Raw genomic sequence first — 23,382 nt, 5'->3', positions numbered from 1 at the left:
CTTAAATTATCTTGATAAAGTCGGAACATTTTGAGGAGTTCCGTTTTTCTTCAATTTATCTTTTATGTATTGATCTGCTTTCGGATCTTTTTTTAATAAAATTGACTGAGCATCTTCAGTAATTCCCTGCATCTTTTGCTTTACGACATAATACTTAAAGCTTTCAACAAAATCTTCTGATTTTACATTATGTGATTTCAGGACATATCTCGTTCCCGCTTCCAGATTGGTATTCGGATACATGTAGGTGGCCTGATCATTAATCGAAAGATCTGCAATAATCTCCGCCATCTGATCTTTGGGAATCAGATTTTTAGGTTTATCAATATAATCCTGACATGAAAACAGACACATCAGAATAAAAATGAAGACCGCTTTTTTCATAATCTGCCGATAATTGATTTCCATTTTAAATTTAAAACCCCAAAAACAGCTTCATGAATAATCCCTCCGTTCATTTTACTTTCCCCCAAAATCCTGTTGGTAAAAATAATCGGGACTTCTACAATTTTGAATCCTTTTTTGAATGTTCTGAATTTCATTTCAATCTGGAATCCATATCCTTTCAGTCTTACATTATCCAGACCTATTTCTTCCAATACTTTTCTTGAAAAACAGACAAAACCTGCTGTTGTATCATGAATAGATAGCCCCAAAACAAATCTTACATATTTCGAAGCAAAATAAGAAAGCAACACTCTTCCCATTGGCCAGTTCACTACATTTACTCCTTTAGAGTATCGGGAACCGATGGCCATATCCGCATGTAAGCATGCTTCAAAAAGTTTTGGCAGGTCGTTTGGATTATGGGAAAAATCGGCATCCATTTCGAAAATATAATCATAATTATTCTCAATCGCCCATTTAAAACCATGTATATAAGCCTTTCCCAGACCATCTTTCACCTTTCTGACCGAGAGGTGCAAATAGTGTGGAAATTCCTTCTGTAAATCCTTTACAATTTCCGCCGTTCCATCGGGAGACGAATCATCCACAACCAAAATATGAAAGTCATCATCCAATGCAAAAACCGCGGAAATAATATTTTGAATATTTTCCTTTTCGTTATAAGTTGGAATTATGACCAGTTTTTTCATTTCAGTTTGCAAAGATAGTTTATTTAACCTTTTTATTTTATACAAAATAATCTATAATTTTGCAAAAAACATTCCGTTGTTATTATCACAAAATTTCATAAACCATGTAAGAATACCTGAAAACAACGATTGGGTAATTTTTATATTGCTGGGCTGCATCTTTTTATTTATTTTTATGATGAATATCATAGAAAGGGATGCCAATTTAAAAGATTTTCTGCTTCAGAAATATTTCGATGCCAGTAATAATTTGCCCAGTTGGGTTATTACCTCATGTGTAACTGCGCTCACTTTATCGGTTTTAGCATCTCAGTACATCCCTGTTATTCCTAAATTTGTTGCAGATATCCAAATTTTAGGCTATCAGCTTAACAAATTCGGGTTTACTTTCCTCACCATCATATTTTTTTATGCTATTAAATCTATTTTAGGTTTTTTATTTTATCAAAGTATAGGAGATGGAAAAAAGTGGTCAGTTTTTTATTTTACCGCCACAAAATTCTATTTTGTTTTATCATTTTTATTAATAATTCTCTGTGTCACCCACTATTATTTCCCGATAGACAGAAATAAAACTTTTTTGTATTATTTATACTTCTTTTGTTTTGTCTTTATTTTCAAGGTTTTTTTCTATTTATTTCACAGAAACAACGTTTTGCCAGAAAAATGGTATTATAAATTTTTGTATATTTGCACCCTCCAAATCGCACCAATATTATTGCTTTGGAAGGTATTATTTTTATAAAACAGTCAATGATGAGAATAAAGTCTATATTGGTTTCACAACCTGCGCCTAGTGAATCTTCTCCATATTTGGATATAGCGAAGAAGGAAAAAATAAAAATAGATTTCCGACCTTTCATCCACGTCGAAGGAGTTGACAACAAAGAACTAAGAACACAAAAGATAGATCTAACGCAATATACAGGTATCATCTTTACCAGTAAAAATGCGATAGACCACTATTTCAGACTTGCTGAGGAACTTCGTTTTTCGGTACCGGATACGATGAGATATATTTGTCAATCTGAAGCGATTGCCAACTATCTTCAAAAGCATATTGTCTATAGAAAAAGAAAAATCAGCTTCGGGGAGAAAAACTTCTCGGACCTTGCTCCTCTTTTCAAAAAATTCCCTACAGAAAAATATCTTTTACCATCTTCGGATGTACTAAGTCCGGATATTGTAAAAACATTAGATACGGCGAATATTGACTGGACAAGAGCAATTATGTACAGAACGGTTTGCAGCGACCTTACCGATATTAACATTAAGGATTACGAAATGTTGATTTTCTTCAGTCCTCAAGGAATTAAATCTTTACAACAAAACTTTCCGGATTTCAAACAGGATGAAACAAAAATCGGTGTATTTGGGAATACAACTTTAGCAGCAGCAGAAGAGGCAGGATTGAGAGTAGATTTAATGGCTCCTACAAAGGAAACTCCTTCCATGACTATGGCATTGGAAAAATATATTAAAACACTTCACAAGTAGTTTTTAATATCAAAAATAAATCAGCCGTCTTTTCATACAAGGAAAGATGGTTTTTTTTTAATTACATTTGAACAAGAATTAATATTGAATGGAAGCTCCACAGGCAAAAAAAATAGAAAAAATATTAGAAATACACGGCGACAAAAGAATAGACAACTATTTCTGGCTTAATGAAAGAGAAAATCCCGAGGTTATACAATATCTGGAAGAAGAAAATGCTTATGCAGATTTCATCATGAAAGATACTGAAAAACTGCAGGAAGATCTTTTTGAAGAGATGAAAGCCCGATACAAAAAAGACGACGAATCACTACCTTATTTCTTTAATGAATACTGGTATATCGTTCGTTATGAAGAAGGAAAAGAATATCCCATTTTTTGCAGAAAATATAAAAGTTTAGAGAACGAAGAAGAAATTATTCTTGATGTTAATATTTTAGCAGAAGGTGAAAGCTATTTCGAAGTAGGAAGTGTCGCGGTTTCCCCAAATAATAAACTAGTCTCTTTTTCTACAGATAATGTAAGCCGAAGAATTTACTCTATTAACTTTAAAAATCTACAGACTGGAGAAATTCTTACTGATAAAATACCAAATACAACAGGAAAGGCAGTTTGGGCGAATGATAATGAACACATCTTTTACATCAGGAAAGATGACAGTTTACGTGCATTCCAGGTATACAGACACAAACTGGGAACCGACACTTCAGAAGACGTTTTAATTTTCCATGAAAAAGATGACACTTTTGATGTCAATGTTTTTAAAACCAAATCTTTAGAATATATTTTTATCGCAAGTTCGAGCACGATTTCCGATGAACACAGATTTATTCCGTCTGACAATGTTTTTGCAGACTGGACCATTATTCAGCCACGAATTGATGATTTGGAGTATTCAGTTGAACATTACGAAGATGAGTTCTATATCATTACCAATGCAGACGATGCTATCAATTTCAAAATTGTAAAAACAAAAATTGACAATTGTGGAATGGAAAACTGGGTAGATGTCATTCCTCACCGTGAAAAAGTTTTGCTGGAAGGTTTTGAAATCTTTAAAAACTACCTGGTTCTTGAAGAAAGAGAAGAAGGACTGCTTCAAATAAAGATTATTGATGAAAAAACTCAGGAATCTCATTATTTGCCTTTCTCCGATCCGACTTATACTGCTTACATCGGGATCAACCTGGAATTTGATACAGAAGTGCTACGCTACGGTTACACTTCACTCACACAACCTGGTTCCACTTACGAGTATAACATGAAGGACAAAACGACCAAATTGCTAAAGCAACAGGAAGTTTTAGGCGGAAAATTCTTTGCTGAAAATTATATTTCTGAAAGAATATGGGCGGAATCAAGAGATGGAGAAGCGAAAGTTCCGATTTCTCTGGTGTATCATAAGAACACTAAAAAATCTGCAGATACTCCCTTGCTTTTATACGGTTATGGAAGTTATGGTCACACCGTTGATGCAAGCTTCTCCAATGTAAGGTTATCAATTCTGGACAGAGGATTTATCTATGCTATTGCTCACATCAGAGGTGGGGAATATTTAGGAAGAGAATGGTATGAAGACGGAAAAATGCTGTCTAAGAAAAATACGTTCTTCGATTTTATTGATGCTGGTAAATTTTTAATTAAAGAAAACTATACCTCATCAAAGCATTTATATGCAATGGGAGGAAGTGCCGGAGGATTGCTGGTTGGAGCAGTTGTAAATTATGAACCTAATTTATTCAACGGAATTGTAGCACAGGTTCCTTTCGTAGATGTTGTTTCAACGATGCTGGATGAAACTATTCCTTTGACGACCGGAGAATACGACGAATGGGGAAATCCGAATGATGAAGAATATTATCACTACATGAAATCTTACTCTCCTTACGATAATGTGGAAGCTAAAGATTATCCGAATATGCTCATAACAACCGGATTGCATGATTCTCAGGTTCAATATTGGGAACCTGCTAAATGGACCGCTAAATTGAGAGAATTGAAAACAGATGACAATCTTCTGATTTTCAAAACCGATATGAGTGCAGGACACGGAGGCGCAAGCGGAAGATTTGAATCCTTAAAAGAAGACGCATTGGAATATGCCTTTTTATTAAAACTAGAAAACAAAGATGATTAACGAAGCAGAATACTGGCAAAAAATACAACAATTTTTCATTGAAAATTTTGACACTGAAAAAGATGCTCCGATTGAAACCTATTTGTTTTTAATTGGATTACAGGAATTGGGAAGTGGCCAGCAAAAATACACTAAAGACGATAAGGTAAACTTAATCCATATTGCAGTTTGCAGATTGTTGGAACCTTTTGGATATTATAAATTTTCACATTACGATGATGATGGATATCCACACTTTGAAAAGCTGGAAGAGCTTCCGGAGCTAAAACCAAACGAACAGCAGATCCTGATGAAAAAAGCGATCATTCAGTATTTTCAGGATGAAGAACTGATATAAAAATAAAGCTTGGAAATATTCCAAGCTTTATTCTTTATGATAAAAGAATCTCTTCCAACTGATTCAACCCTGTTTTAAAACCTTCTTCAAAGCCCATTTCCAATAGTTTTTTTAAACCTTCTTGTGATGCAAAATGAATATTAACGGTAACCTTGGTCCCTGCTTCTACTCCAGTAAAACCAAGCAGCCATCTCGCCTGCGGAAAATCTTCATTAGTTTTTCCTTCCTCATCGCAGAAAGCATCCGTTCCATCAAAACTTCTGTGTTCTTTGATTTCTCCGTACTTCAACAAAGAATAATGTCTTTCTCCTTGCGGACCCACCATTGAATATAACCAAGTTCCACCTTCCTTAAAATCTTGTTCTTTGGTTTCACACTTCCAGGGTTTTGGAGCCCACCATTGATCTAGGAGTTCAGATTTGGTAAAATAATCCCACACTTTTGACACTTCTGCGTCGTAAACTTTCATTACATAGACAGAATTTGAATCAAAATCAGCATTAAAAATAATCGTAGATTTCATAACAATATTTTGGTTTAAACAAAGCTAGTTTTTTATTCTCAACCGGAAATCAATTCTATAAAAATGATTAAATATTTATAAATAAATGTTAAAAAACACTCTTTTAAGAAAAATTATACAATTTTATGGCCCGTATTTTGTTTATCAAATCATAAAATGATTAATTTTAACATTCACAATTATAAAAAACTATTAAAATTAAATAATGAATAACAAATTCATCCCAATAATTTCAGTGTTTATGACGATTTCATTGATCGTTTTTGTCACACTCCAGTTTTATTGGCTGAAAGGTTATTATGGAGCATTGGAACAGGAATTCACAAACAAAGTGTATTCTGCTCTCGAAAGCACCTCAAAAACTATTGGCGAAATTGAAGTCGAAAAATATCTGAATGAAGATTTTAAGGATTTCAGAAAAAATATTTTAGCCAACAGTGAGCAACCTTCTTTAACAACGATACAGCAAACAGAAGATTCCGGAACACAAAGACAGATCATCTATTCTAAAAATATTATCGAGAAAACCCAGCTTCCTATTTCCCAAAAAGGCGACTCCATAAAACTTACCACTTTATATACAGATGAAGCGGCCTATAAGCTAAAAAGAGATACGACCAATCGGGAACCTCTTACAGCAGATATCAATCAGGATATCGAAACGGGCGATTATTCCATGAAAGAATATGTAAAAGTTTATGGCAATAATCTTCCGATCACCAAGAGAGTAGATCAGAAAGTTCTTGACTCTGTTATTACCAAAGAGCTCAGAATAAGAGGGATCACCGCCAGTTTCGGATACGGAATTACCGACAAAAACAATAAACTCACAAGTATTGCCGACAAAATATATAAAGAGAAAAAAGATAATAATTCCTACAACTATCCTCTTTTCACCGATAAAAAGGACAGGACCATTTACGGACTTACTTTAGTTTTCCCGAAAAAGGAATATTCTTTAGCCATGAATAACTGGCCGATGCTTTTGGGAACATTCCTTTCATTACTTACGATTTTAGGAATTTATATTATTTCCATTAATTATATGATGAGGCAGAAAAAACTGGCAGAAGTAAAAACAGACTTCATCAACAATATGTCTCACGAGTTTAAGACTCCGCTGGCAACCATTTCCGTTGCCACAGATTCTTTAGCCAATGATAAAATTGCGACCAATCCCGATAAAGTAAAATATTATTCGGAACTGATCAAACAGGAGAATCTGAGGATGAAAAAGCAAGTGGAGAACGTCCTGAATATGTCTAAGCTTGAGCGTAATGAAGTCAAATTATTCTTAAAGGAAACCAATGTAAGAGAACTGATCAAGAGGACAACAGAATCTTTCAATCTGATCGTCCAGCAAAGAAACGGGACACTTAATCAAGAATTTAATGCGACGAATTATGTCTTTAAAATAGATGAATTTCACATTTCCAATATGCTGGTGAATCTTTTGGACAACGCCAATAAATATTCGCCGGAAGCACCGGAAATTACAATTAAAACAAAAAACGAAGGGCATTTCTATGTAATTGAAGTTTCAGACAAAGGAATGGGAATGGAAACCCAGAATAAAACGAAAATTTTCGAAAAATTCTTCAGGGAAGAAACCGGAAATATTCACAATGTAAAAGGACAAGGTTTAGGCTTGTCTTATGTAAAGAAAATTGTAGAGCTGCATAAAGGACAAATCATTGTAGACTCTCATAAAGGAAGCGGAAGTACGTTTACAATCAAACTTCCAATGAGCTAAAAAAGAAAGATTTAATAAATAAAACCAAATAACAAAATATAAGAAGAAAAGAGTGACCCGTTCATTCTTACATATTAATTTTAATTAATTTAAAACTATGAGCAACAGAATATTATTAGTAGAGGACGATCAGAGTTTCGGGGCAGTGTTGAAGGATTATTTGACAATAAATAATTTCGAAGTTACTCTTGCCACAGATGGAGAACAGGGATTAAAAGAATTTACAGAAAATGAATTCGACATCTGTATTTTTGATGTCATGATGCCTAAAAAAGACGGTTTTTCGTTGGCAGAAGACGTTAAAAAAATTGATAAGAACACTCCGATCATTTTCCTGACCGCAAGAAATATGAGAGAGGATATTTTAAAAGGATATCAATTGGGAGCAGATGATTACATTACCAAACCATTTGATACAGAACTTCTTTTATACAAGATCAAAGCCATTCTTCAGAGAAGCTCTACACTGGAAAATGAAGAGCAGGAACAGTTTAAGATCAGCAACATTTTCTTCGACTCTATGCTGAGACAATTAAGAGTTGGGGATAATGAATACAAGCTGTCACCAAAAGAAAATGAACTTCTGAAACTTCTTTGCCTGCACAGAAACGATTTCATGCCAAGAGATCTTGCTTTAAGAAAAATCTGGAAGAAAGAAAACTACTTCACCGCAAGAAGTATGGACGTTTATATTGCAAAACTTCGTAAATTATTAAAAGACGATGAAGGGTTGGAAATCATCAACGTACACGGGGAAGGATTCAGACTCTTAGTAAAAAACTAAGCGGCTTCAATAGAACAAGATATTATTTAAATTAGCAAGACATTTCGAAATGTTTTGCTAATTTTGTTTTAATCAACCAAAAGCGGAATTGAACACTTCTCACGGAGAATCTTGGCATGACTGCGCTAAAAAAGAGGGAGATCTTCTTTAAATTTTTTCGTAAATTTGTCGTTGTGAAATGGGCACAGATCATAGTATTTATTTTCTGTTTAGGAATCTTCCTGGTTCCTAAAGATAATTTCTATGCTCAAAACATGCAGGAAACTTGCTGCAAATCTGAATCCGGAATGGATTGCTGCAAAAACGATCATAAAGAACATTCAAAAGATAACCATAACAAGAAAGAACAAAAATCTCATTGTAATGATGATTGCTGTTCAACATGCGTGGCGTGTTATACTTTTATAGAAACTCCTTTTTCGAAGAGTTTTCAATTGGACATTTCTTACTATAAATCAAACAAAAACTTACAGTTTCAATACTCCGATCCGTATATTTCAGATCGTTTAAAAGAAATCTGGCAGCCGCCAAAAATAGCTTAATTAAATAAAATGTATCAATGTATCAGTTTAGCAATTTATCAATGATTATTAGATTATTACATCGCTAGATTGTTACATTAAATCTAATTAATCTAAATTTTAAACAACATGAAATTATATATTTCCAGGATTATTCTTGGTATATTCTTATTATCTACACAATTTATTTTCGCTCAGCATTTTTCCAAAAGTCAATTCAAAGTAAAGGGAAACTGCGACATGTGCAAGGAAAGAATAGAAAGTACCGCCAAAAAATCAGGAGCAAAAAAAGCGGAATATTCTATCGATTTACAAACTTTAATGCTAGAAACTGACGGGTCAACTTCCACTGATGATATTCTGAAAAAGGTTGCAGAAGCCGGACATGACAATGAAAAATTTAAAGCGTCCGACGCAGCATATGAAGCTCTCCCCGGGTGTTGTCATTACGAAAGGGATCTACAAACAAAACCGGTTGAAAATCATGATCATCATTCAAAAAAAGAGAATGAATTCTACGTAAAGGGAAATTGTGAATCATGCAAAGCAAGAATTGAAAAAGCAGCCAAAGATGCAGGAGCAGAATCCGCCGAATGGAATGCAGAAACACAAACTGTTATTTTGAATTTTAATTCGGCAAAAACTTCCTCAGATACAATTTTAAGGAAAATTGCAGAAGTTGGCCACGACAATGAAAAGTATAAATCCAACGACAATACTTACAAAAATTTGCCCGCGTGTTGTCTTTATGACAGAGAAATTCCTTTTGAAAAAGCGAATCCAAAAGTTCACACCGAAGAAGGTGCAGCATCTGAACACAGTAATCATACTGAGCACAATAAGGCGAATGAAAAACAAATTGAAGGCGTTACCGTAACAGGTTCGAAAGCAGCAACCTCTTTAAGCAAAAAAGAAGCAGGATTAGTTTTTACTATTGATAAAAAAGAATTATTAAAAGCTGCTTGCTGTAATTTATCCGAAAGCTTTGAAACCAATGCAACCGTTGATGTTTCTTTCAGCAATGCTGTGACCGGAACAAAACAGTTAAAAATGTTAGGCTTAGACCAAAAATATACGAGTCTAACGAAAGAATTATTACCCGAAATCAGAGGGCTAGCTTCTGCTTACGGATTAAATTTTATTCCCGGAAGATGGATTGAAAGTATTCAGCTGACGAAAGGCGGAAGTACGGTGACAAACGGTTACGAAAGCATTACAGGGCAAATCAATACGGAATTGCTGAAAAATGCCGAAAAACCGGAAACCTCACTCAATCTTTTCGCAGATTTTAACGGAAGAGCCGAAGCGAATATTACCAGTGTTTCCAAGATCAATGACAAATGGTCACAGACGTTTTTGCTTCACGGAAACGGAACTTTCGGAGACACCGATATGAATAACGATGGATTTCTTGACAGACCCAAAGGAACTCAGCTAAATACAGCTTATCTCTTGAATTACAACGATCTGGAAAAGTCAGGATTGGGTTCCCATTTTGGAATTAACTTCATTAAAGACGAAAGAACAGCCGGACAAATTGGTTTCGATAAAAAGATTCCACAGGACAAGCAATCCCTTTACGGTGTCGGAATTGATATTTCGAGATTTCAGGTTTGGAATAAGACAGGATATGTTTTCAAAGGGAAACCTTATCAAAGCTTAGGATGGATGAATCAATATACCTATCATCAACAGGATAGTTTCTTCGGATTAAGAAATTATTCCGGAAAACAGCAGACCTATTATTCAAATCTGATCTTTGAAAGTATTCTTGGAAATACCAATCATAAATACAAAGCCGGAGCAAGTTTTATGTATGACGGATATGATGAAACATACTTAACGGATCATTTTAAACGAAATGAAATTGTTCCCGGAGCTTTTGCAGAATATACATTGACAGGTTTAAAATATACTTTGGTGGCAGGAGCAAGAGTTGATTTCCACAATTTAGCAGGTACTCAGTTCACACCAAGACTGAATTTCAAATACGATTTTACTCCACAAACTATTTTGAGACTTTCTGCAGGAAGAGGTTTCAGAACAGCGAATATTTTTGCGGAAAGCCAGCAATATTTTGCCTCGAACAGGAATGTTCAGATTTTACAAAACGGAGGAAATATTTATGGTTTAAAGCCTGAAATCGCATGGAATTATGGAGCAAGTCTGCAACAGGAATTCAAACTTTTCGGAAGAAAATCTACGGTTGTTGCTGACTTTTTCAGAACAGATTTCCAGAATCAGGTTTTGGTGGATCTGGACCGCTCACCTCAACAACTTACTTTCTATAATTTAGACGGAAAATCTTTTGCCAATTCTTTCCAGACTCAGTGGGATTTTACACCTTTCAAGAATTTTGATATAAGATTGGCTTATAAATATTATGATGTTCAGGCGGATTATTTAGGAGGAAGACGTGAAATTCCATTCATGGCAAAGCACAGAGGTTTTGTGAATCTGGCTTATTCTACCAATAAAAATAACAATGGTGGTTTCTGGAGTTTCGACACCACATTGAATTGGGTAGGAAAACAAAGGCTTCCCAACACGTCATCAAATCCTGAAGAATTTCAATTGCCAACCTATTCCGAATCTTATGCAATTTTGAATGCTCAAATTTCAAGGAATTTCAATAAAAAAATCAGAGCATATTTAGGAGGAGAAAACCTGACTTCTTATTATCAGAAGAACGCAATCGTTGATTTTAAAAATCCTTTCGGAAATTATTTTGATGGCGGAATGGTATATGCTCCGATTATGAAAGCTAATTTTTATGTCGGACTTGATGTAACGTTCTAGATTTGAGTGTTTGAGAATTTTAAAGTTTGATTGATAATTATTTCTCATAAATTCTAAATCATTCGAAATAAATTTGAACCATTAAGATCTCTGGTAAGACGTTAAGATTATTAAGATGAGCTTTACTTCAACGTTATGCTTATTAAAAATCAAATTGATTTTTCTTAATTCATCTTAATCGCTTAATTCCCTTAATGGTTTGAAAAAGCATGGTTTCAATAATTTAACAATTGAGAAGCCATGCTTTTTTGTACCTTTATCTTAAAGAAAATCTATGTCACAGAAGCTTATCTTTGAAGATCATTATAAGAAATTAGGTTTTGAAACTTTTTCTGAAAAGAATCTGCAAACATTCAAAGATTCCAACTATAAATCTGAAATTAAAGTATTCTATGTTCCTTCCGGGTATGAATTGACCATAGATTTTAAACAGTATACAACAGAAAAACCGGCCTTATTTTTTCTGACCAACCAACATTTAAAAGTTGAAAATGGTATAGAAGAATCTCATCTTTTATATTACAACCGCGATTTTTACTGCATTCAGATTCATGATAAAGAAGTTGCCTGTGACGGATTGCTTTTCCATAATGTTTTTGAAATTCCTTTTGTAGAGCTGGATGAAAATGAAAACCTTATCATTCAAAATCTATTTCAAAGCATAAAAGACGAGCTGGAATGGAAAGATTCTTCCGCCGAAGAAATGATCAGAACTTATGTAAAACAGATTATCATTCGGGCCACCCGAAAATGGAAAAAACAAAATCTGGATAGTGATAACCTGAAAATTCCAACCAACGAACTCGATATTTTTCGTGATTTCAGCCGACATCTGGAAATTCATTTCAGGGAAAAGCATCATGTAGCGGATTATGCTGACTTCCTTCATATTGCTCCGAAAACATTAACTCATAAATTTAAAAGTTTAAACCTTGAATCTCCCAACCAATTTATCATCAACAGAATTCTGCTGGAAGCCAAAAGACTTTTATTTTATACTGATAAACCTGTGAAAGAAATCGCTTATGATTTAGGCTACGAAGATCCGGCATATTTCAACAGACTTTTTACCAATAAAATCGGAAGCACACCTGCAAATTTTAAGAAAAACTACACTTCGGGAAAAAAGTACAATATTTAAGTCGATTTGTGTATTTATCCGGAACAATATCTGATATACCTTTGTAACATCAAAAAATAACAATAGTAACAACACAAAAAAAACAAAACATTATGAAACGTAACGCAACAGCCGTTTGGAACGGTACTATTAAAGAAGGAAACGGACACATCACTACTCAAAGCACAACATTAAACCAAACCCAGTATTCTTTCAACAGTCGCTTTGCGGACGGAGTCGGAACAAATCCTGAAGAATTATTGGCTGCAGCTCATGCGGGATGCTTTACCATGAAATTAAGTGCAGAACTTTCTCAGGCAGGTTATACTCCTGAAGAATTAACTACAAAATCTGTCATCACGTTAGACCCCAATATTGGAAAAATCACAAGGTCTGAATTGACATTAACAGCAAAAGTTCCGGGAATTTCAGAAGAAGAATTTCAGAAATATGCTAAAATTGCTGAAGAAGGATGCCCAGTAAGTGCTGCTTTCAATTTTGAGATTACTCTGGAAGCTACTTTGGCTTAAAATCTCTGAAACGGAGTCGATCTATAAATTATTAAATCTGAGCTCAATCCGGGGTTCAGATTTAATTTTCAAACAAAATATACCGGTCGGTATATTTTTTGTATATTTGCATGATAAAGTCTTCAAAATGTCAAAAGCAGAAAAGACAAAACAATATATTATTGAAAAAACGGCATCTTTGTTTAACACTAAAGGTTATACTTCTACGTCTTTATCTGATATTACACAGGCAACCGGCTTAAGCAAAGGGAGCATCTACGGAAATTTTGAAAATAAAGATGAAGTGGCTCTTGAAGCATACAAATACAATTCCGGTCTCCTGGGGAAAAATATGGCTCGCTCGCTGGGCAACGAATTTCCCAGTACTATCGATAAGCTGAAAGCATTTGTGGATTTTTACAGAAAAAACTGGAAAGCTGTTTTTGAAAACGGAGGATGCCCTATAATGAATGCAGCAACTGAAGCAGATGATACCTTCCCTGTTTTAAGAAAACAAGTTACAGAATCTTTCGAAAGCTGGATCAGGACTATAAAAACGGTCATCACAGAAGGACAGGAAAGATGTGAAATACACGCTCATGTAAATGCTGACAAATACGGATCATTATTCATTATGATCGTTGAGGGCGGAATTTTACTCTCTAAAACTACCGGAGATGAAAAATACCTCAATCTTGCTTTAGACAGAATATTGCTCATGATCAATCAGGAACTTAAAATTATTCCATCATAAACTTCACCATATGGAAACAAAAAAAGTGGCAATTGTAGGATACAACAGAATTCCGTTTGCCAGAATCAACACAGCATACGCGGATAAAGGAAATCAGGACTTACTGGTTCCTGCTTTGAATGGTCTGATTGACCGCTATCATCTGAAAGGAAAACTTTTGGGTGAAGTCGCAGGAGGTGCGGTAATCAAACATATTTCCGAAAGCAATCTCATCAGAGAATCCGTTATGGAAACTTCTCTTGATCCGGCAACTCCTGCGTGCGATTTGCAGCAGGCCTGTGATACAGGAATTGAAGCTGCAGTTTACATCGGAAACAAAATTGCTTTAGGACAAATTGAAAGCGGAATTGCCTGCGGTGTTGAAGCCATGAGCAACATCCCTTTTGAATCTTCTCCGAGATTAAGAAAAGCTTTACTGAAAGCCAATAAGGAAAAATCTGCATTCGGAAAGATCAAACAATTATTAAGTCCGAAACTAAAAGACTGGATGCCGATTCCTTACAAAGGTCAGGAACCGAAAACAGGCTTGGTAATGGGTGGTCATACAGAAATTACTGCAAAATATTACCAGATTTCCCGTGAAGAACAGGACGATTTAGCATTGAAAAGTCATCAAAACATGGCAAAAGCCTATGATGAAGGATTTTTTAACGATATGATCACTCCTGCTTTTGGTTTAAATACAGACAACAATCTTCGCCGTGATACAAGCTTGGAAAAATTAGCTTCTTTAAAACCAGCTTTTGACAAACAGAACGGAACTTTAACAGCAGGAAACTCTACACCATTTACTGATGGAGCCTCTGCCGTTTTATTGGCAAGTGAAGAATGGGCAAAAGCGAATAATTTACCTATTTTAGCCTACATCACTTTTTCAGAAGTTGCCGGGATTGAATATGTTGAAAATCAACAAAATTTACTTCTTGCCCCTGTTTTCGCAGCCGACAGAATGTTGAAAAAAGCAGGAATAAGTCTGGAGGATTTTGATTATTATGAAATTCATGAAGCATTTGCAGCACAGGTTTTAGCAACGTTAAAAATCTGGGAAAACGATGATCTGGCCAAAAAATTCGGACTGGAAAAAGCATTAGGAAAAATCGACAGAAATAAATTGAACGTAAAAGGCGGAAGTTTAGCTGTAGCCCACCCTTTCGCAGCAACCGGCGGAAGAATCATCGGGACATTAGCAAAATTACTCCATGAAAAAGGCAGTGGAAAAGGCTTTATTTCGATCTGTGCCGCTCGCGGACAAGGTGTAACGATGATCTTAGAAAAATAAAAGTATGGACAGAGTAGAACAATTAAAGCAATTCATCGGAAAAGAATTCACAGCCTCACCTTCTCCGTTCATGAGATGGCTGAATCCGATCGTAATTTCTGCAGAGAAAGGACAACTGGAGTTTCAATATACGGTAAGACCGGAGTGGCTGAATCCAATGGGAAATCTTCATGGTGGAGTTACCGCTGCAATTTTTGATGACGTAATTGGGGCCACCATGTTTTCTTTAAATGAAAAAAACTTTATCGTAACGATAAATAACAGCATCGATTATTTTTCAACGGCAAAAGAAAATGATAATATTGTAGCTGAAACAAAAATCATCAAAAGAGGAAAGCAATTTGTGAATGCAGAATGCGAAATATGGAATGCAGACAAAACACGATTAATTGCACGAGGAACCTCTAATTTATTCAAAATTAATAACTAGTATGAAAAGAGTTGTCATTACAGGACTTGGTGCAGTGACGCCATTGGGAAATAATGTCGAAGAATTTTGGCAAAACAGTATAAACGGGATAAGCGGAGCTAATAAAATCACCCATTTCGATACAGAAAAATTTAAAGTACACTTTGCCTGTGAGGTTAAGAATTTTGATCCTAAAGTTCATTTAACACACAACGAAATCAAAAGAAGCGATCTTTTTTCACAATACGCTATGTATTCAACTACGGAGGCACTGAAAGATTCAGGTCTTGAGTTAGAAAATATGGATCCGTTTGACACAGGAGTGATCTGGGGAACCGGACAAGGCGGAATGTGGACTTTCGAAAGCGAAGTAATGGAATTTACTAAAGGTGACGGAACACCCCGTTTTAATCCTTTTTTCGTCCCTAAATTTATCGCCAATATGGCTTCGGGAATGATTTCCATGAAGTTCGGTCTTCAGGGAATTAACTACACTACTATTTCAGCTTGTGCTACTGGAAATACAGCATTAATGGATGCTTTCAACTATATCAGATTAGGAAAAGCAAAAGTGATCGTAAGCGGTGGTTCTGAGGCCGCCATTACTCCTGCTTCAATCGGAGGTTTCTCCATTATGAAAGCAATGTCTACCCGAAATGATGATTTCGCAACCGCAAGCCGACCTTACGATGCAGAAAGAGACGGATTCGTAATGGGAGAAGGCGCAGGAGCCTTAATTTTAGAAGAATATGAACATGCCAAAGCAAGAGGTGCAAAAATCTATGCAGAACTGGTAGGAGCAGCAATGACAGCCGATGCATACCACATGACAGCACCTCATCCAGATGGAGTCGGAGCCATAAAAGCGATGCAATTGGCGTTAAAGGAAGCAGGAATCAACACAGAAGATATTGACTATATTAATCCTCATGCAACGTCCACTCCGATGGGAGATTTGGTTGAGCTCAATGGTATTAATAAATTATTTAAAGGAGATAAAAATCTTGACATCAGTGCTACAAAATCAATGACAGGTCACTTATTGGGAGCAGCAGGAGCGGCAGAGGCTATTCTTTCCATTAAAGCTATTGAAAACGGAATTATTCCGCCAACGATTAACCTTCATAAGATTGATGAAAATATTCCTAAAGATATCAATATCGTTTTTGGAGAAGCTAAAGAAAAGAATATCAACTATGCATTGAGTAATGCATTTGGATTTGGAGGACATAATGCAACTTTGATCTTTAAAAAGTTTTCTTAACTTTATTCTCTCAGGAATAATGTCAAAACTAAAAGAAATACGGGAGCTTCAGAACCTGACTCAGGAAGAGTTGGCAGAAAGCTCCGGTATTTCTGTAAGAACAATACAAAGAATAGAAGCCGGAACAATCCCTAAAGGATATACACTTCGAACGTTATCAAAAACCTTGGGAATTTCGGAAGATATTCTTCAAAATATCCGAAGCACAGAAACTGAAAAAGAGCATACTTCAGTTCAGGAAAATAAGAAGGAAACAACAATCAATTATTCCTTACTCAAAATCATCAATCTTTCATCGATTCCTTTTATAGTATTTCCGCCATTAAATATTTTGGTGCCCATTCTTCTGATGTTTAAACTGAAGCAAAAAAATATGGTAGCCAAACAGATCATTTCCATTCAGATTCTCTGGACAATTGCCGCACCTATCGTTTTCATGTTATGGATCTTTCTGAGACTTAGAGGAAACTATACTTTAGGAATGATGGTATTCATTGTTCTATCCAATTTATTTATTGTCATTCGAAACACAATTGAAATTGACAGAAAGCAAAAGCTTCATTACAAACTGAAATTCAACATGATATAATTTAAAAATATAATTGTCGGGTTTTTGTCGGGTTAATTTTTTTGTCTTAGAAACAAGAAATTGAAACTTTGCTGAAAAATAAAAACAATGACAAAGACAATTCATTTTCTCCTTTTCATCTTCTTTCTTTTTTCTATTAAAAGCAATGCACAGGCAAAAACTACTGATCCTATTTTTAATGACAATAGTACCATTGAAAACTGGTTAAAGGAAAATCATATTCGAACTCTCGGACTCGGAATTATTGAAAACGGAAAGCTAAAACAGATTCAGGTTTTTGGCGAAATCAAGGATGGAATTTCAGCACCTTATAATACAATGTTCAATGTAGCATCACTTACCAAACCAATTACTGCAATGGTTGCTCTGAAATTGACCAGTTCAGGAAAATGGAACCTTGATGAACCTGTCTATAAATATTGGACAGACCCAGATATTGCGGATGATCCCCGAACCAAAAAGCTAACTACCAGAATCATTCTGAGTCACCAGACAGGATTTCCAAACTGGCGATGGATGAGGGAAAATAAGAAATTAACTTTCGATTTTGAACCTGGGACAAAATATCAATATTCGGGTGAAGGTATGGAATATCTAAGAAAAGCTATAGAAAGTAAATTCAAAAAAAGCATTGAAGAAATAGCAAAAGAACTCCTGTTTCAACCTTTGGGAATGCATGACACCAATTATGTTTGGAATGATAAAACCGATGAATCAAGATTCGCGATCGGCTATGATAAAACCGGAAAACCTTATGAGACCGTAAAAAATAAAACAGCAAACGCAGCAGACGACCTGCACACCACAATAGAAAATTACGGAAATTTTCTGGTCAGTATTCTTGACGGAGGAAGTCTGAATAAAGATACTTATTCGGAAATGACAAAAAAGCAGGTAAAAACGAAAGAAAATAAATATTTCGGGCTTGGCTTCGAGATCTATGACCTCGGAAATGATGAGTTTGCCTTATCTCATGGAGGCTCAGATTTGGGAAGTCAGTGTATCACTTTTATACTACCTAAATCCAAACAGGGAATTTTAATTTTTACCAATGCTGATGAAGGTTATAAAGTCTATGAAAAACTGGTCGTTCATTATCTGGGAGAAAGAGGGCAAAAAATTGTAGATATAGAAACGAAGTAAAATGGAAATACATTTAATGCCATTTTTTTCGTAAGTTAGCACATACACTACAAAATATTTTATGACAAAACTGAAGTATGTTTTATTAATCTTTATTTTCAATTTCCTATATTCTCAAAATAACTTTACGATTAACCTTACCTCAGATTCCTATATTAATGACAGCATTATGTTGGGAGCTCCCATAACAAGAAAGGGATTTGGTGATCTTTATACTTTCAGAATACAACCTAACAAAAACGTATCAGATTTTAGTACGAAAATCAATTCGGATCATTCAGTATATTATTTAAAAATTCAACAGGAGAATATCATTAGTGGTTTTTTAGAATATCCTCAACCTGTTGCTTTCGGCCACACGGATCATCAAACCCAAACCTTTGTAGGCTCCAAGATATTTTTTCTGGAAAAAGGAAAACTCACTATTAAGCTACCTCACAACTTCAACAAATTGGATCTTAATCTAGGTTCTCCAACCAATAAAGAGTATCAGACTTTACAAAAATTATTATCACCATTGTATGTCCAATCCAACAATTCAGATCGATGGGACAGCTTGGTAAGTATGGACAAAAAGCAGGCATTTTTAGGGGAATACATCAAGAAAAATCCAAATTCATATGTTGCATTATGGGAAATCGTAAATGATTACACTCTGCATGATTATCACCTGATTATTTAAAAAACCTAAATCTGTTTTCAACAACCTTTAAACAAAATAAATTATTCAAAGGGGTTGAAGCCCGTTTAAAAGCAGAACAATCTGCATCTGTTGGGAAAAAAATTCCTGATATTTATTTTGATCAGCAGAATAGATTAACAGCAGAAGATTTCAAAAAGTATAAACTAACATTTATTGATTATTGGTCAACCACTTGTGCGCCCTGTATAAAAGGTATGCCTGAAATTGTAAATTTATATCATCAATACAAAGACAAAAATGTAAACTTCATTACGGTTACCGATGAGCAAAAGCCCAACAGAATAGAACTCACTAAAAATATTCTAAAGAAAAATAATGCTGACTGGAATAATTTCTTTGATCTCAATAAAGACTTCCAAAAGAAGGTAAATGCAACAGGCTATCCTCTTCATTTTATTATTGATGAAAACGGAACAATCATTGCCCGGCTCAGCAATGATATTGAAGAAGCCAGTAATATAATGAAAAAATATCTGCAATAATTTTCAAAATAAAAAGCAGTCAATTTTTTGACTGCTTTTGTTTTATGATTTCAACCATTCCGATTTGGAAAGGTAGTTTTGATCAGGATAATAAATAAAGAGAAGATTTCTTCCTTTTATTGTATTAATGATCGGCTGTGTCAAATCTCTCGGAATTGCAGGGCATCCCCAGCTTCTTCCAATTCTTTTGTGCATTGCAGCAAATGATTCACTTACATAATCTGCACCGTGCATTACGATTGCTCTTCTGTAAGCTGCATCGTTGAAACCTTTATCCATCCCCAGTAATCTAAGAGAATATCCGTTGTCTCCGCTATACGTTGCATCTGTAATGTAAAACCCTAAGCTGCTTTGAAGCGAGCTTTCCGTATTGGAAAAGTTCGTTGCAAATTCTTCACCTGTATTTTTCCCGTGAGCAACCAAAGAATTGAACAAAACTTTCTTTTCTTCAGTATCAATTACCCAAAGTCTTTTGGTATTGGAGGACATAGAAAAATCGCATATCGTAAGAAGATGCGAGTCCTGATTAAGCAAACCAGCTTTCTTCAAATTCTCAAAACCAGTTAAGGCTTTGAAGAAAACTTCTTCGTTAAGTTCATGTCCCTGTTCAAATCCAATAGATTTGTATAATTCTTCTGATGAAGATCCTGTATTGGCCGTCTTCTCAGATTTCGTGTCTTCTACTCTTTCAACTTTTTTTGTACTGACCTCATTCGTCACAATTGCCTTTTTGGGAGACAAATAGAATGAAGTCGTAATCATGTAAACAATACTTAATACGCTATAAAATCCTTTCATTCAATATTATGTTAAATTCAATTGAGTGGGGCAAATGTATAAAACATAATGAGTTGAAACACAATAACTCCACAAAGTTTAACTCAATTTAAGAAACTTTAACTTCCTGATTTTGTGATTTAAAGCAGAGTTATTTTTCAGAATCAGGAACAAATTCCAAGCTTATAGAATTCATACAATACCGTAATCCTGTAGGTTTCGGACCATCATCAAACACGTGCCCCAAATGAGAATCGCATCTTTTGCAAAGCACTTCTACCCTTTCCATTCCGTAAGCTGTATCTCTTTTATAATATACTCCTTCTTTGTCAGCTTCAAAGAAACTCGGCCAGCCGCAGCTGCTCGAAAATTTGGTATTCGAACGGAATAAATGATTTCCGCAAACCGCACAATAATAGTCTCCCAATTCATCAAAATCATTATACTTTCCGGTGAAGGGTCTTTCTGTTGCGGCCTCCCTTGCGATCGCGTATACATCCGGAGCTAAGACTTTTTCCCACTCCTCATTCGGAATATCAAGTTTTGTACGGTCTGTTCTGGAATAGTATGGATTGTTTTTTGCTTGGTTTTCCATGAAATAATTTTAAGTATTTAAATTATAGTACAGTTACTACATTCTTGTAGTGTTAAAGTCTTTAGACTAATTAAACGTCTTATAAAATAAGATGAATCACATACCCAAATTTACTAAATTTGAGAATATGAATGATGAAGCCAAAAGAAAACAGTTAAGAAAATATAAAGCATTCGCCACCGGATTATTTCTGTTGATGGCGGCCGTTTTTATCATGACCACGATCCTACAGAAATCCAACGATTCTCATTGGATCGGTTACGTCCGTGCTTTTTCCGAAGCAGCAATGGTAGGTGCTTTGGCAGATTGGTTTGCGGTTACAGCACTGTTCCGTCATCCTCTTGGATTGCCCATTCCACATACGAATTTAATTGAAAACAGTAAGGAAAAACTGGGTGACAATCTGGGAAGTTTTGTAGTGAATAATTTTCTCTCACCTCAGAATATCCGTCCTTATATCCAGAAATTAAAAGTTTCGGGTTTTGTAGGTGAATGGCTCGTAAAAGAAAAAAACCAGGACATCTTAATTAAAAACCTTTCAGATATTGTTTTAGATATTTTAAACAAGCTTGATGATTCTGAAGTAAGCCATTTCATCAGCAAAAAGGTTTCGGAAATGACGGATACAATTAAATTAAATGTCATTCTCGGAAATGGAATCACCTATCTTTTAGACAAAAACGATCATCAGAAAATCATCACCAACCTTTCGTCACAGATCAAAAATTATATTCTTGAAAATGACGAAATGATTCAGAAGCGCGTAAAAAAAGGAAGCTATTCCTTTATTCCGGCTTTTGTTGACAATAAAATTGCTGATAAAATTGCGAGCGGACTTTCAGATTTTTTTAAAGAAGTGGAAGAAGATCCCAACCATGAAATCAGAGCTTTGGTTACCCGAAAAATTTATGATTTCTCCAACGAACTCAAACAGGATCCGAAGTGGGAAGATGAATTTGCAACCATTAAAAATGACCTTTTAAAAGGCAATAAACTTGATGAATATTCAAATGACATCTGGATTTCCATTAAAAACACATTGAAAAAAGAATTACAGGAAGACCAGTCTTCTTTAAAAAATTATATTTCAAAAAATCTGAACGAATTTTCGCAAAACCTAAAAACTGACGAAATCCTTCAGAATAAAATCGATCACTGGATTCGCGTAACCGCTTATAAATATATCCTGAAAAACACCCATCAGTTCGGAAACCTCATCAGTTCAACCGTTGGAAACTGGCAGGGAAAAGAATTAAGCGAAAAACTGGAGCTGGAAGTTGGAAAAGATCTTCAATTCATCAGGGTTAATGGGACTTTAGTTGGCGGACTGGTTGGATTGATTATTTATACAATTTCGCATTTTTTCCTCTGAAAATTTTAAATTAAACGACAACCAAACCATGAAAAAAATACTCTCACTGTTATTTTCTTTGGGTTTAACATTTTGCCTCTGTCAGAAAGTTGAATTAAAAAAAGTAATAGATTCTTCTCAAATTTTCAAAGGAGAAATTGCAGGAAATCCAATTATTTTACAACTGGATTTTGATGGAATTATCGATTGTGATCAATATCAGCATTTTGTGAAAGGTTGGTATTATTATGATAAATACAAAAAGAAAATTCCGTTAACGGGAGTTTATAATCTTGGGGAATTGTTCCTTTTTAATTTTGGAGATCAGCAAAAAAGCTCCACTAAAGGTTTTAAAGAAAAAATGTCTCGCGACCTTGTCGAAAAGTCCGATAGCATAGCAAAAACTTTAAAGGCTAAAGAAATTTTAACTTTCTCAGATAAACAGTCCGGCAAAGATGTGTCTGGAAATTTTTTGATGGGAAATAAAAGCCTTTCGGCTAGATTATTCACAAAAGATATCCGAATTTATCGCTACAATAATTACTTAACCGTTCCGAACAATAAAAAAATCAACACTTACGATTTCATCAACAAACTTGGCGGAAATAAGCTTGTTTCTTATGCTTCAGACAAATCTGGAAATCGGGTTTTGTTATATTTTGAAGAATTATCAAATTTTAATTTCTGTGGGATGTGTGGCGCAAGTGATGGTGAAAAAGGCTACCGGGTTTTATATTTTACCAAAGATTGGGATTATAAAAATTTTAAAGAATATCTAACTGAAAGCTGCCTTGAAAATATTTACGACACTACTTCAACGAAGATAAAAGATTCAAAAGTTTTGAAATTTAATATAAAAAAAACATCGAACACACCTTCTTATACTTTGACGGTTGATGTGAGAAATGCTTCGGTTACAAAGTCGAGATAATAAAAAAGAGAGCTAAAAAACTCTCTTT

General features: G+C 34.9%; 24 protein-coding genes and 1 pseudogene. 20 read left to right on the top strand and 5 right to left on the bottom strand.

Features of this window, described 5'->3' with window-relative positions:
* Positions 1-6: 6 nt before the first annotated feature.
* Positions 7-384: a DUF4296 domain-containing protein gene (locus P0Y62_14490; protein WEK69046.1), complete on the bottom strand. Its 378-nt coding sequence runs from the start codon at positions 382-384 to the stop codon at positions 7-9.
* Positions 381-1,097, bottom strand: a complete 717-nt coding sequence (locus tag P0Y62_14485; GenBank protein ID WEK69045.1) for a polyprenol monophosphomannose synthase — start codon at positions 1,095-1,097, stop codon at positions 381-383. The genes P0Y62_14490 and P0Y62_14485 overlap by 4 nt, the downstream gene beginning before the upstream one ends.
* Between P0Y62_14485 and P0Y62_14480 the strand changes: the two genes are divergently transcribed.
* The 4 genes from P0Y62_14480 (at position 1,081) to P0Y62_14465 (ending at position 5,068) form a co-directional block, all read left to right on the top strand.
* A complete protein-coding gene (locus P0Y62_14480; GenBank protein ID WEK69044.1) occupies positions 1,081-1,842 on the top strand; it encodes a DUF4271 domain-containing protein in 762 nt (253 codons plus the stop codon). The genes P0Y62_14485 and P0Y62_14480 overlap by 17 nt on opposite strands.
* A gap of 11 nt (positions 1,843-1,853) precedes the next feature.
* Complete coding sequence (locus tag P0Y62_14475; protein WEK71817.1) at positions 1,854-2,594, top strand: uroporphyrinogen-III synthase; 741 nt, start codon at positions 1,854-1,856, stop codon at positions 2,592-2,594.
* 88 nt (positions 2,595-2,682) lie between these two features.
* Positions 2,683-4,731 (top strand): S9 family peptidase, encoded by a 2,049-nt coding sequence (locus tag P0Y62_14470; protein WEK69043.1) that lies wholly within the window; start codon positions 2,683-2,685, stop codon positions 4,729-4,731.
* On the top strand, positions 4,724-5,068 hold the full coding sequence (locus P0Y62_14465; protein ID WEK69042.1) for a hypothetical protein: 345 nt from the start codon (positions 4,724-4,726) through the stop codon (positions 5,066-5,068). The genes P0Y62_14470 and P0Y62_14465 overlap by 8 nt, the downstream gene beginning before the upstream one ends.
* Before the next feature lie 34 nt (positions 5,069-5,102).
* Here P0Y62_14465 and P0Y62_14460 read toward each other — a convergent pair whose 3' ends face one another.
* Positions 5,103-5,591 (bottom strand): SRPBCC domain-containing protein, encoded by a 489-nt coding sequence (locus P0Y62_14460; protein ID WEK69041.1) that lies wholly within the window; start codon positions 5,589-5,591, stop codon positions 5,103-5,105.
* 205 nt (positions 5,592-5,796) lie between these two features.
* Here P0Y62_14460 and P0Y62_14455 point away from each other — a divergent pair, with 205 nt between their 5' ends.
* The 14 genes and pseudogenes from P0Y62_14455 to P0Y62_14390 all read left to right on the top strand — a co-directional run bounded on the left by P0Y62_14455 (position 5,797) and on the right by P0Y62_14390 (position 19,700).
* Positions 5,797-7,344, top strand: a complete 1,548-nt coding sequence (locus P0Y62_14455) for a HAMP domain-containing sensor histidine kinase (protein WEK69040.1) — start codon at positions 5,797-5,799, stop codon at positions 7,342-7,344.
* 97 nt (positions 7,345-7,441) lie between these two features.
* On the top strand, positions 7,442-8,128 hold the full coding sequence (locus P0Y62_14450; GenBank protein WEK69039.1) for a response regulator transcription factor: 687 nt from the start codon (positions 7,442-7,444) through the stop codon (positions 8,126-8,128).
* A gap of 173 nt (positions 8,129-8,301) precedes the next feature.
* Positions 8,302-8,670: a hypothetical protein gene (locus tag P0Y62_14445; GenBank protein WEK69038.1), complete on the top strand. Its 369-nt coding sequence runs from the start codon at positions 8,302-8,304 to the stop codon at positions 8,668-8,670.
* Between the two features lie 108 nt (positions 8,671-8,778).
* On the top strand, positions 8,779-11,448 hold the full coding sequence (locus P0Y62_14440) for a TonB-dependent receptor (protein WEK69037.1): 2,670 nt from the start codon (positions 8,779-8,781) through the stop codon (positions 11,446-11,448).
* A 274-nt stretch (positions 11,449-11,722) separates the two neighbouring features.
* Positions 11,723-12,589 (top strand): AraC family transcriptional regulator, encoded by an 867-nt coding sequence (locus tag P0Y62_14435; protein ID WEK69036.1) that lies wholly within the window; start codon positions 11,723-11,725, stop codon positions 12,587-12,589.
* A gap of 92 nt (positions 12,590-12,681) precedes the next feature.
* Positions 12,682-13,098, top strand: a complete 417-nt coding sequence (locus P0Y62_14430) for an OsmC family protein (protein WEK69035.1) — start codon at positions 12,682-12,684, stop codon at positions 13,096-13,098.
* 127 nt (positions 13,099-13,225) lie between these two features.
* Positions 13,226-13,831: a TetR/AcrR family transcriptional regulator gene (locus tag P0Y62_14425; GenBank protein WEK69034.1), complete on the top strand. Its 606-nt coding sequence runs from the start codon at positions 13,226-13,228 to the stop codon at positions 13,829-13,831.
* Positions 13,832-13,841: 10 nt separating this feature from the next.
* A complete protein-coding gene (locus P0Y62_14420; GenBank protein WEK69033.1) occupies positions 13,842-15,110 on the top strand; it encodes an acetyl-CoA C-acetyltransferase in 1,269 nt (422 codons plus the stop codon).
* 4 nt (positions 15,111-15,114) lie between these two features.
* Positions 15,115-15,540 (top strand): PaaI family thioesterase, encoded by a 426-nt coding sequence (locus P0Y62_14415; GenBank protein ID WEK69032.1) that lies wholly within the window; start codon positions 15,115-15,117, stop codon positions 15,538-15,540.
* Between the two features lies 1 nt (position 15,541).
* Entirely contained in the window at positions 15,542-16,783 is a 1,242-nt protein-coding gene (gene fabF, locus P0Y62_14410) for a beta-ketoacyl-ACP synthase II (protein WEK69031.1), read from the top strand.
* Positions 16,784-16,802: 19 nt separating this feature from the next.
* Complete coding sequence (locus P0Y62_14405; GenBank protein WEK69030.1) at positions 16,803-17,372, top strand: helix-turn-helix domain-containing protein; 570 nt, start codon at positions 16,803-16,805, stop codon at positions 17,370-17,372.
* A gap of 165 nt (positions 17,373-17,537) precedes the next feature.
* A pseudogene (locus tag P0Y62_14400) lies at positions 17,538-18,515 on the top strand (serine hydrolase).
* 61 nt (positions 18,516-18,576) lie between these two features.
* The gene (locus P0Y62_14395; protein WEK69029.1) at positions 18,577-19,197 is read left to right on the top strand and encodes a hypothetical protein; all 621 of its coding nucleotides are present in this window, start codon (positions 18,577-18,579) and stop codon (positions 19,195-19,197) included.
* A gap of 101 nt (positions 19,198-19,298) precedes the next feature.
* Entirely contained in the window at positions 19,299-19,700 is a 402-nt protein-coding gene (locus tag P0Y62_14390) for a TlpA disulfide reductase family protein (GenBank protein WEK71816.1), read from the top strand.
* Between the two features lie 42 nt (positions 19,701-19,742).
* On the opposite strand, the gene P0Y62_14385 is transcribed toward P0Y62_14390, so the two are convergent.
* A complete protein-coding gene (locus P0Y62_14385) occupies positions 19,743-20,498 on the bottom strand; it encodes a murein L,D-transpeptidase catalytic domain family protein (GenBank protein WEK69028.1) in 756 nt (251 codons plus the stop codon).
* 130 nt (positions 20,499-20,628) lie between these two features.
* Positions 20,629-21,072 (bottom strand): peptide-methionine (R)-S-oxide reductase MsrB, encoded by a 444-nt coding sequence (gene msrB / locus P0Y62_14380; GenBank protein ID WEK69027.1) that lies wholly within the window; start codon positions 21,070-21,072, stop codon positions 20,629-20,631.
* 127 nt (positions 21,073-21,199) lie between these two features.
* Between msrB and P0Y62_14375 the strand changes: the two genes are divergently transcribed.
* Both P0Y62_14375 and P0Y62_14370 read left to right on the top strand, forming a co-directional pair.
* Positions 21,200-22,444, top strand: coding sequence for a DUF445 domain-containing protein (locus tag P0Y62_14375; GenBank protein ID WEK71815.1), 1,245 nt, complete (start codon positions 21,200-21,202; stop codon positions 22,442-22,444).
* A 28-nt stretch (positions 22,445-22,472) separates the two neighbouring features.
* The gene (locus tag P0Y62_14370) at positions 22,473-23,354 is read left to right on the top strand and encodes a hypothetical protein (protein ID WEK69026.1); all 882 of its coding nucleotides are present in this window, start codon (positions 22,473-22,475) and stop codon (positions 23,352-23,354) included.
* The last annotated feature ends 28 nt before the right edge of the window (positions 23,355-23,382 follow it).

The sequence above is a fragment of the Candidatus Chryseobacterium colombiense genome (genome assembly GCA_029203185.1).
GTDB lineage: Bacteria > Bacteroidota > Bacteroidia > Flavobacteriales > Weeksellaceae > Chryseobacterium > Chryseobacterium colombiense.
This window is presented reverse-complemented; position numbering and strand designations above follow the sequence as displayed.

Bases quoted from the DNA above. Each gene is read 5' to 3' on its own strand.
- P0Y62_14490 (WEK69046.1), bottom strand. From the start codon at position 384: ATGAAAAAAGCGGTCTTCATTTTTATTCTGATGTGTCTGTTTTCATGT.
- P0Y62_14480 (WEK69044.1), top strand. From the start codon at position 1,081: ATGACCAGTTTTTTCATTTCAGTTTGCAAAGATAGTTTATTTAACCTT.
- P0Y62_14485 (WEK69045.1), bottom strand. From the start codon at position 1,097: ATGAAAAAACTGGTCATAATTCCAACTTATAACGAAAAGGAAAATATT.
- P0Y62_14475 (WEK71817.1), top strand. From the start codon at position 1,854: ATGAGAATAAAGTCTATATTGGTTTCACAACCTGCGCCTAGTGAATCT.
- P0Y62_14470 (WEK69043.1), top strand. From the start codon at position 2,683: ATGGAAGCTCCACAGGCAAAAAAAATAGAAAAAATATTAGAAATACAC.
- P0Y62_14465 (WEK69042.1), top strand. From the start codon at position 4,724: ATGATTAACGAAGCAGAATACTGGCAAAAAATACAACAATTTTTCATT.
- P0Y62_14460 (WEK69041.1), bottom strand. From the start codon at position 5,591: ATGAAATCTACGATTATTTTTAATGCTGATTTTGATTCAAATTCTGTC.
- P0Y62_14455 (WEK69040.1), top strand. From the start codon at position 5,797: ATGAATAACAAATTCATCCCAATAATTTCAGTGTTTATGACGATTTCA.
- P0Y62_14450 (WEK69039.1), top strand. From the start codon at position 7,442: ATGAGCAACAGAATATTATTAGTAGAGGACGATCAGAGTTTCGGGGCA.
- P0Y62_14440 (WEK69037.1), top strand. From the start codon at position 8,779: ATGAAATTATATATTTCCAGGATTATTCTTGGTATATTCTTATTATCT.
- P0Y62_14435 (WEK69036.1), top strand. From the start codon at position 11,723: ATGTCACAGAAGCTTATCTTTGAAGATCATTATAAGAAATTAGGTTTT.
- P0Y62_14430 (WEK69035.1), top strand. From the start codon at position 12,682: ATGAAACGTAACGCAACAGCCGTTTGGAACGGTACTATTAAAGAAGGA.
- P0Y62_14425 (WEK69034.1), top strand. From the start codon at position 13,226: ATGTCAAAAGCAGAAAAGACAAAACAATATATTATTGAAAAAACGGCA.
- P0Y62_14420 (WEK69033.1), top strand. From the start codon at position 13,842: ATGGAAACAAAAAAAGTGGCAATTGTAGGATACAACAGAATTCCGTTT.
- P0Y62_14415 (WEK69032.1), top strand. From the start codon at position 15,115: ATGGACAGAGTAGAACAATTAAAGCAATTCATCGGAAAAGAATTCACA.
- fabF (WEK69031.1), top strand. From the start codon at position 15,542: ATGAAAAGAGTTGTCATTACAGGACTTGGTGCAGTGACGCCATTGGGA.
- P0Y62_14405 (WEK69030.1), top strand. From the start codon at position 16,803: ATGTCAAAACTAAAAGAAATACGGGAGCTTCAGAACCTGACTCAGGAA.
- P0Y62_14395 (WEK69029.1), top strand. From the start codon at position 18,577: ATGACAAAACTGAAGTATGTTTTATTAATCTTTATTTTCAATTTCCTA.
- P0Y62_14385 (WEK69028.1), bottom strand. From the start codon at position 20,498: ATGAAAGGATTTTATAGCGTATTAAGTATTGTTTACATGATTACGACT.
- msrB (WEK69027.1), bottom strand. From the start codon at position 21,072: ATGGAAAACCAAGCAAAAAACAATCCATACTATTCCAGAACAGACCGT.
- P0Y62_14375 (WEK71815.1), top strand. From the start codon at position 21,200: ATGAATGATGAAGCCAAAAGAAAACAGTTAAGAAAATATAAAGCATTC.
- P0Y62_14370 (WEK69026.1), top strand. From the start codon at position 22,473: ATGAAAAAAATACTCTCACTGTTATTTTCTTTGGGTTTAACATTTTGC.